Here is a 6,848-nt window from a genome sequence, read left to right on the forward strand (position 1 = left end):
CTTTGATAGCTTAATTTTACATCAAAAAGGAATTAGATTCCTTATATTTGGGGCATTTTTTGAAAGTTGTTTATAAAGACATGGTTTAATTCAGGTCTATGTGGATAAAACTGCGGAAACTCAAGTAATATTCTGGTTGACAATGATTGCAATCTTGCATATAATATATAGAATCTCTTTGCACTGCATTACATTCAGCATGAATGCGAGATCAACAGTACAAACTGAGCAGGCGATGAACCTTTTTGTAAAGGTCATGGGGCCGGGCCGCCCAATGAGCGGCAACAGATTGCAATTTGAGCACATCTGTGGGACAGTAGTATGTTCCATAGGTGTGCTATTTTTTATACCCTGATGGAACACATGACCCCGAAATGGAGTGCCATAGAGCTATCAAACAACTGCCGAAAGGCTAAAACGGAGGTAACTTTTATGACAGACAAAAAGCAAAACATGGCTGGCTTAACCGCCACCGAAGCAAAACGATTGCAGGAGCAATATGGTAAGAATGAATTGACCGCACGGAAAAAAGAAAGCTTTTTCAAAAAAATCCTGCATATTATCTGCGAACCAATGTTCTTACTGCTCATTGTTGCTGCGACCATTTATTTTATTCTGGGAGAATCCAGGGATGGTGCGATTATGCTCATTTTTGTGGTAGGCATCATTAGCATTGATGTAATTCAAGAAGGGAAAACCGATAAAGCCCTAAATGCCCTGAAAGATTTATCTGCCCCGCATGTCACTGTTATTCGTGATGGCAAGGAGCAGACCATTGCAAGTGCTGACCTTGTGCCCAGCGACTTAATGATGATTTATGAGGGGGTTAAAATCCCGGCAGACGGCATTATAATAAAATGTAACGACCTGTGTGTCGATGAATCTTCGTTGACCGGCGAAGCGGAAGGTGTGTGGAAAATCAACACTGAGAGTGCAGATTCAACAAGCGACTATTGGCGGCGTGATTATTGTTATGCTGGCACGCTGGTTACACAGGGCACAGCAACGGTACTGGTAGATAAAATTGGTGGCAGCACCGAATATGGAAAAATCGGTGCTAATGTTGCATCTGCACCAGAGGAACCCACACCCCTACAAAAGCAAACCGGAAGTCTTGTTAAACTATGCGCAGGAATTGCTGCAGTCTTGTTTGCCCTTGTAGGAATATTCACATGGCTAAATATTCCTGACCACAGCTTTGGCGACAGGCTGATTGAAAGCATTTTGTCGGGCATCACCCTTGCCATGGCAATGATTCCAGAAGAGTTTCCTGTCATCCTCACGGTATTTTTATCAATGGGAGCTTGGCGACTTGCCAAAAAGCAGTCACTGGTGCGCAAGTTGCCTTCAGTGGAAACGCTTGGCGCCGTATCTGTGCTATGCGTAGATAAAACAGGTACCATCACGATGAATCAGATGACCGTGCAGGATACGTGGGCTACTGATGGCAACACCATAGCACTTTGTGAAGTAATGGGTATGGGCTGCGAGACCGATGCCTATGACCCAATGGAAAAGGCAATGCTCAAGCATTGCGAAACCCTTGGAATTTTAAAGGAAGATCTTTTTGCTGGAGAACTAATCAGCGAATATGCCTTTACAAATGAGTTGAAGATGATGGGGCATATTTGGCGCAGAGATGACGGAATTACCGTTGCCGCAAAAGGGTCCCCTGAGCGTATCTTAACTATTTGTAAGCTTACAGATTTAGAAAAACAAACAGCAGAACAGAAGATCACCGAAATGTCCAAACAAGGTTTGCGTGTAATTGCAGTTGCCACTGCAAAGCTACAAAGTGAAGCAGAAATTCCTGCACAGATCACAGACTGCCATTTAACGCTTTGCGGACTGATCGGGCTTGCCGACCCACCCCGTGAAGGTGTAAAAGCAGACATCGCCGTTTGCAATAAAGCGGGTATTCGTGTTGTTATGATTACAGGTGATAATGGCATCACCGCCGCGTCTATCGCAAAGAAAATCGGTATGCAAAACAGCGACCATATCATTACAGGCGATATGCTAAGCGAAATGACCGATGAAGAACTGCGTGAAAAAGTGAAGGATGTCAGCATTTTTTCTCGTGTCATTCCTGAACATAAAATGCGTATTGTAAAAGCATTCAAAGATAACGGTGAAATTGTCGCGATGACCGGTGATGGCGTGAATGATGCACCCGCTCTCAAATATGCCGATATTGGCATTGCAATGGGTAAACGCGGCAGTGAAGTTTCCCGTGAAGCAGCAGATCTCATTCTAATGGACGACAATTTTACTACTATTGTAGAAACGGTAAAAGACGGTCGCCGTATTTATGATAACATTCGCAAGGCTGTGGGCTATGTGTTCACCATTCATATTCCCATTGCCTTTGCCTCCTTACTTGCACCAATCCTTGGCATTGCCCCCTCAGCACTGCTTTTACTTCCTCTCCACGTTGTTCTGCTCGAGCTACTCATTGACCCTACCTGCTCGATTGTACTAGAGCGTCAGCCTGCCGAAGCAGACATTATGGAGCGAAGCCCTCGAGATCCAAAGGAAAAACTGTTGACCGCAAAAACTCTAGCCAAAAGCATTTTGCAGGGACTTATCATTTTTGCGGCCTCCTTTGGAACGTATTACGTAATCCTCGATGGAAATGTTGATAATGCACCAGTTGCCCGGGCAATGGGGCTTGCAATTATCATGCTATCCAACTTGTTTCTTGTACAGGTCAATAGTTCTGATCACGATTTTACCTTTCAATCGGTAAAGCGCCTTGTGAAAGACAAAGTGATGTGGGCAGTTAACCTTGGTACACTGGCTATGCTTGGCATTATTTTGTATTCGCCACTCAATGGCTTATTAAAGTTGGCACCACTTTCTGCTTCTCTGTTATTAAAGGCTGTTATTATTGCATTTATCGCAGTGTTTTGGTTTGAGTTAGTGAAACTGGTAAAACGACAAAAACTGAAAAATGGTTCAATGCAATAAAAATAAGAGCTGCGTGAATTCTCACGTGGCTCTTACTTTTTTTACATGTATTGTGGTTTCAATCCCCCAATCTATCGGCATCTGCCTTAGTTTTGTGCACTGTGCCATGCGGATGATGTGGTGGTGCATAAATTGAATAGAGTTTTAAAGGGCATCGCCCTTTATTAACAACATTATGCCATGTTCCGGCAGGGACAAAAATAACATCATCTGCTGCTATACATTGCTGGAAATCCAATTGCTCTTTGCGGTTTCCCATCAAAGCAACACCGTTTCCTTGTTCGATACGCAAAAACTGATCAGTATCTGGATGTATCTCTAACCCAATTTCACCGCATACGGGAATACTCATCAGAGTTAACTGCAGGTGACATCCAGTCCACAATGTCGTGCGATAGTTCTGATTCCGCCCAGTTGCTTGCGAAATGTTGGTAACATAGGGATAAGGCCCATGGTCTTGTTGGCATGACTCTACGGTCTGATTTCCGCAACCCCTTCTGTTTTCATTATATCGACTCACAAAAAAACACCTCCTTTTTCAGCTTAGGTAACATCACAAAATTATAAATTGCATAGCATTACCCTTATATATCTTATGCGATTGGATTAATAGGGTGATTGAATCCTGAGGGTAATTACACTTAAACCCCTCTCGATGATATTAATCCTGGATACAAAGATAGGCTTACAACCTTTTTAATAAAGTAAATAAGGAGCTACATCACGTTGTGATATAACTCCTTATCTTTATTGTTCCGAATATTCTATTGCATGAACCGGACATGCCTTTATTACACTTTGGAGTTTTTCATAATCAAGAGCCTGTTTATCATATGATGAATTGTCAAGACAAGTGCGCCAGTTCGTGAAGAAAAACTTGAATGGGAGATTTCCAATTCAAGCACTTGCGAGGTCTGGAATTAATGAGAAATAGATTATTGGTAAGCTCTTTCTGGTCAACGAAAGAAAGATTTGTTTTTTTGGGATAAAACTCTCGCAGCAAGCCATTGGAGTTTTCGTTACTACCTCGTTGCCACGAGGAATAGGGATCAGCAAAATACAAAGTTAAGCCCAATTGTTCTTGAATAGCTGTACAGCAGGCGAACTCTTTTCCTCGGTCTGTAGTTGCGGTTTGGAATGCTCCTTTTGGCAGGATGTTGTAAAGTGTAGTAATTGCTGTTTGCATAGAGGCTGCTGTTCTGTCTGGAGTTTTAAAAGCAGTGTACAGTCGACTTTTCCTTTCTACAAAGGTGGCAAAACAACCTTTGCTTTTTCCACGACTGGAAACCATACTATCAAGCTCCCAATGCCCAAAAGTTGTTCTGCTTTTAACTTCCTTTGGTCGTTCGCAAATTGGTGTTCCCATGGAAAATTTGCCACGTTTTTCAACCCTTCTACGCTTACCGTTTTGCCTTAGATTCTGCAAGGTAGCTGCTGGAAGAATCCCTAAGTAAAGCCAATTGTATATGGTTTTAAAACTTACTATTCCCAAGGTTACAGTATTGGCTATTTGTTCAGGTGACCAAGTTGCTAACATTTTATCGGTGATGCAAGCAATTAAACTTTCTGTACACTTTCCTTTGGGCTTAGAGCGCTTGCGGCGTGTCTTGTATGTGGACTGTGCACTTTCTCCGTCATAGCCAATATTGGTTATGTTGCGGAGAATCTCACGGTCAATGCTGGAATGGTGTCGACCTAGCCTTTGCCCAATTTTCCTGTGCGAATAACCTAGCGACAATAATTCTTCTATCTTGCCGCGTTCATATGTGGTAAAATGATGGTAGCTCATATTGTTGCCTCCGTTTGAATGTTGTCTCAGCAACTCCATTCTACACGAAGATTTCAGTATGGGCTATTTTTTTACCCTATGTCTGTGGCGCACTTCATTTTACAATCTATCATATGCTTTGACAACAGCTTTTTTCCCTTGCATTATAAACAGTGTGGGATAGTTCTTTGCACAAAGGGTACAGCCCATACAGGCATCCTTGTTAATATGGAGGCCGGGCTTAGCCAGCATTTCTCCCGGTAGATCCTCATCCCGAATAATTTTTGCCGAAATCCATGAGAAGATGATTATGGCAAGTACAGTGAGCGCCCAACGAATGGCCATGAACTTGGGACCTAAAAACTTTGCTTCATTACCTTCTGGCACTTTCTACCCAGCAAAAATCGGAATCTGTTTTGCTACCTATCACAAAAAAGCAGCTTGCTGACTACTTCGGTGTACAACGCCCCTCACTTTTCAGGGAACTGAAACGAATGAAGGACGAAGGCTTAATTGAGATTGCAAACAAAAAAATATATATCAAATTTATCAGTGAGCCATGGTATTTTTCTTAAGAAGCTTTACCCTTATTTTAGATTATGAAATTAAGCCGTTGCATCTTTATCTTGATGCAACGGCTCCTGCTTTGTCTACATCCCCAAAATCGTCCAGAGTATCCTTGCAAAAGGATGGCGAACGGACTTTTTCATAGTATCTGTGTCCTTTCCATTGTTCATATTTGTTTAATTGAAAGTTCCGCTTTACTATGGTAAACTCACTTTATATATCTGCCGTGTAAAACTTTTGTGAAACGGTAGCATGGGAAATTAACGCTCGGTGAGCAAGTTTTATATAATTTATATAATGTGTGAGGTGGTGCAATAAATGTTTAATGAAATTTGTATCTATGAGGCAAAGATTGAAAAGCAAGAGGAAATTGAGCAACTTATGAAAGAGGTTGCCGCCTTTTATATGGAGCAGGATGGTGTTATTGAAGTTAGATATATCAAACGCACCCACCGCCAAACAGATTTTAATGCCGTTAAAGAAGGGGCATTGCCTGTTCGCCTCACACGCAATGTAGGCAAAGTCACTTATGTTTTACATTGGACTGTTAGAGATGAAGAAACTCACGCAAGGGTGTCAAAGTTAGGGTTAGAGCATTTTTACAAGCGATGGAACAGATGCTTAACCACTATGCCAAAAATTATTTTGGGTGAAAACATTGTGTAAGGGTATGAGCACACCCTCTGTTAGTGGTTTAACTTCACCTACACAATAAAATCTGACTTATCACGAATTTGAGCCGTTGCATCTTACTTGACGCAACGGCTCTTGCTTTGTCTACATGCCAAGAATAGTCCAGTCAATGCTTGCATATAGACGGTGAACGGATTTCAATTTTCATAGCACCGAACCCCTCCCTGTTGTCTATATTTAATCTTGAGTTTCCGCAAAATGTAATTTCAAAAGAGATAACTTCTTCTAAAGTACCAATCTGTCCTATTTTTGAAAAAAATGAAAAGACAGTATTGTGAATAGAGGTACTGAAATAAGCCCCGCCGGAACCGGACTTTAGGAGAATTATTCTTTTATGCCCAATGGGGCAGACCCTCTATCTAAGCGACCAGCTTAAAGCAAAGTTGACGGTATGCCGGACGTTTTGTCCGAAACCAGAGTCTGACGCCCTCTTTCGCATACGACAGTATGCCTGAGATGCCTTTTGCCAATCGGTAATAGCAGAAGAAAACTTTTTCCTTGATGGGATCTGCCGTTTTTATGATTGAAACCTTGAGTGCATTTGTCTCTTCTTCCATTGAGATCAAGGCCAGAAACGCCATGCATAAGGTGATATAAAAGTTAAGTGCATTGATTGCACAAAGCTTCCGTACGCGAAAGTTTTCAAACTGGAACATCTGTTTTTTACAACGGAAATATTCTTCAATTTTCCATCTGGAAAAGTATGTTCGTGCTACACGGATAACATCTTCTTTTGATTCAATTTTTTTATTGGTGGCAAGCATCATTGGATGTTCGGTGATGCCATAAACCAGCACAAGATAAATATCTTTTCTTGATGCAGTAATCTGTACCTTCACATGGGAGAGGT

Annotated in this window: 7 protein-coding genes and 1 riboswitch; of the genes, 3 read left to right on the forward strand and 4 right to left on the reverse strand. The window is 41.8% G+C overall.

Translation table 11 applies throughout. From position 1 onward, the window contains the following. Nucleotides 1-214: 214 nt before the first annotated feature. Nucleotides 215-319, forward strand: a riboswitch (NiCo riboswitch). Between the two features lie 113 nt (nt 320-432). Then, complete coding sequence (locus tag BN3456_RS00700; protein ID WP_089982052.1) at nt 433-2,970, forward strand: cation-translocating P-type ATPase; 2,538 nt, start codon at nt 433-435, stop codon at nt 2,968-2,970. Between the two features lie 58 nt (nt 2,971-3,028). Here BN3456_RS00700 and BN3456_RS00705 read toward each other — a convergent pair whose 3' ends face one another. The 3 genes from BN3456_RS00705 to BN3456_RS00715 form a co-directional block, all read right to left on the reverse strand. Next, nucleotides 3,029-3,490, reverse strand: coding sequence for a cupin domain-containing protein (locus BN3456_RS00705; RefSeq protein ID WP_018214002.1), 462 nt, complete (start codon nt 3,488-3,490; stop codon nt 3,029-3,031). Between the two features lie 324 nt (nt 3,491-3,814). Then, entirely contained in the window at nt 3,815-4,759 is a 945-nt protein-coding gene (locus BN3456_RS00710) for an IS30 family transposase (protein WP_042437074.1), read from the reverse strand. 99 nt (nt 4,760-4,858) lie between these two features. Next, on the reverse strand, nt 4,859-5,125 hold the full coding sequence (locus tag BN3456_RS00715; protein ID WP_176699063.1) for a hypothetical protein: 267 nt from the start codon (nt 5,123-5,125) through the stop codon (nt 4,859-4,861). Nucleotides 5,126-5,154: 29 nt separating this feature from the next. On the opposite strand from BN3456_RS00715, the gene BN3456_RS00720 reads away from it, so the two are divergent. Together BN3456_RS00720 and BN3456_RS00725 are read left to right on the forward strand one after the other, a co-directional pair. Then, entirely contained in the window at nt 5,155-5,313 is a 159-nt protein-coding gene (locus BN3456_RS00720) for a helix-turn-helix domain-containing protein (RefSeq protein WP_230974965.1), read from the forward strand. Nucleotides 5,314-5,623: 310 nt separating this feature from the next. Continuing rightward, nucleotides 5,624-5,971, forward strand: a complete 348-nt coding sequence (locus tag BN3456_RS00725; RefSeq protein WP_018213991.1) for a hypothetical protein — start codon at nt 5,624-5,626, stop codon at nt 5,969-5,971. Between the two features lie 386 nt (nt 5,972-6,357). Here the strand turns inward: BN3456_RS00725 and BN3456_RS00730 are convergent. Continuing rightward, nucleotides 6,358-6,848 (reverse strand): hypothetical protein (locus BN3456_RS00730; protein ID WP_347457625.1); only part of this gene is annotated, 491 nt, incomplete at its 5' end.

Origin of the sequence: Clostridium sp. C105KSO13 (assembly GCF_001517425.1) — a bacterium.
Classification (GTDB): domain Bacteria; phylum Bacillota; class Clostridia; order Lachnospirales; family Lachnospiraceae; genus Muricomes.

Bases quoted from the DNA above. Each gene is read 5' to 3' on its own strand.
- BN3456_RS00725 (WP_018213991.1), top strand. From the start codon at position 5,624: ATGTTTAATGAAATTTGTATCTATGAGGCAAAGATTGAAAAGCAAGAG.
- BN3456_RS00710 (WP_042437074.1), bottom strand. From the start codon at position 4,759: ATGAGCTACCATCATTTTACCACATATGAACGCGGCAAGATAGAAGAA.
- BN3456_RS00700 (WP_089982052.1), top strand. From the start codon at position 433: ATGACAGACAAAAAGCAAAACATGGCTGGCTTAACCGCCACCGAAGCA.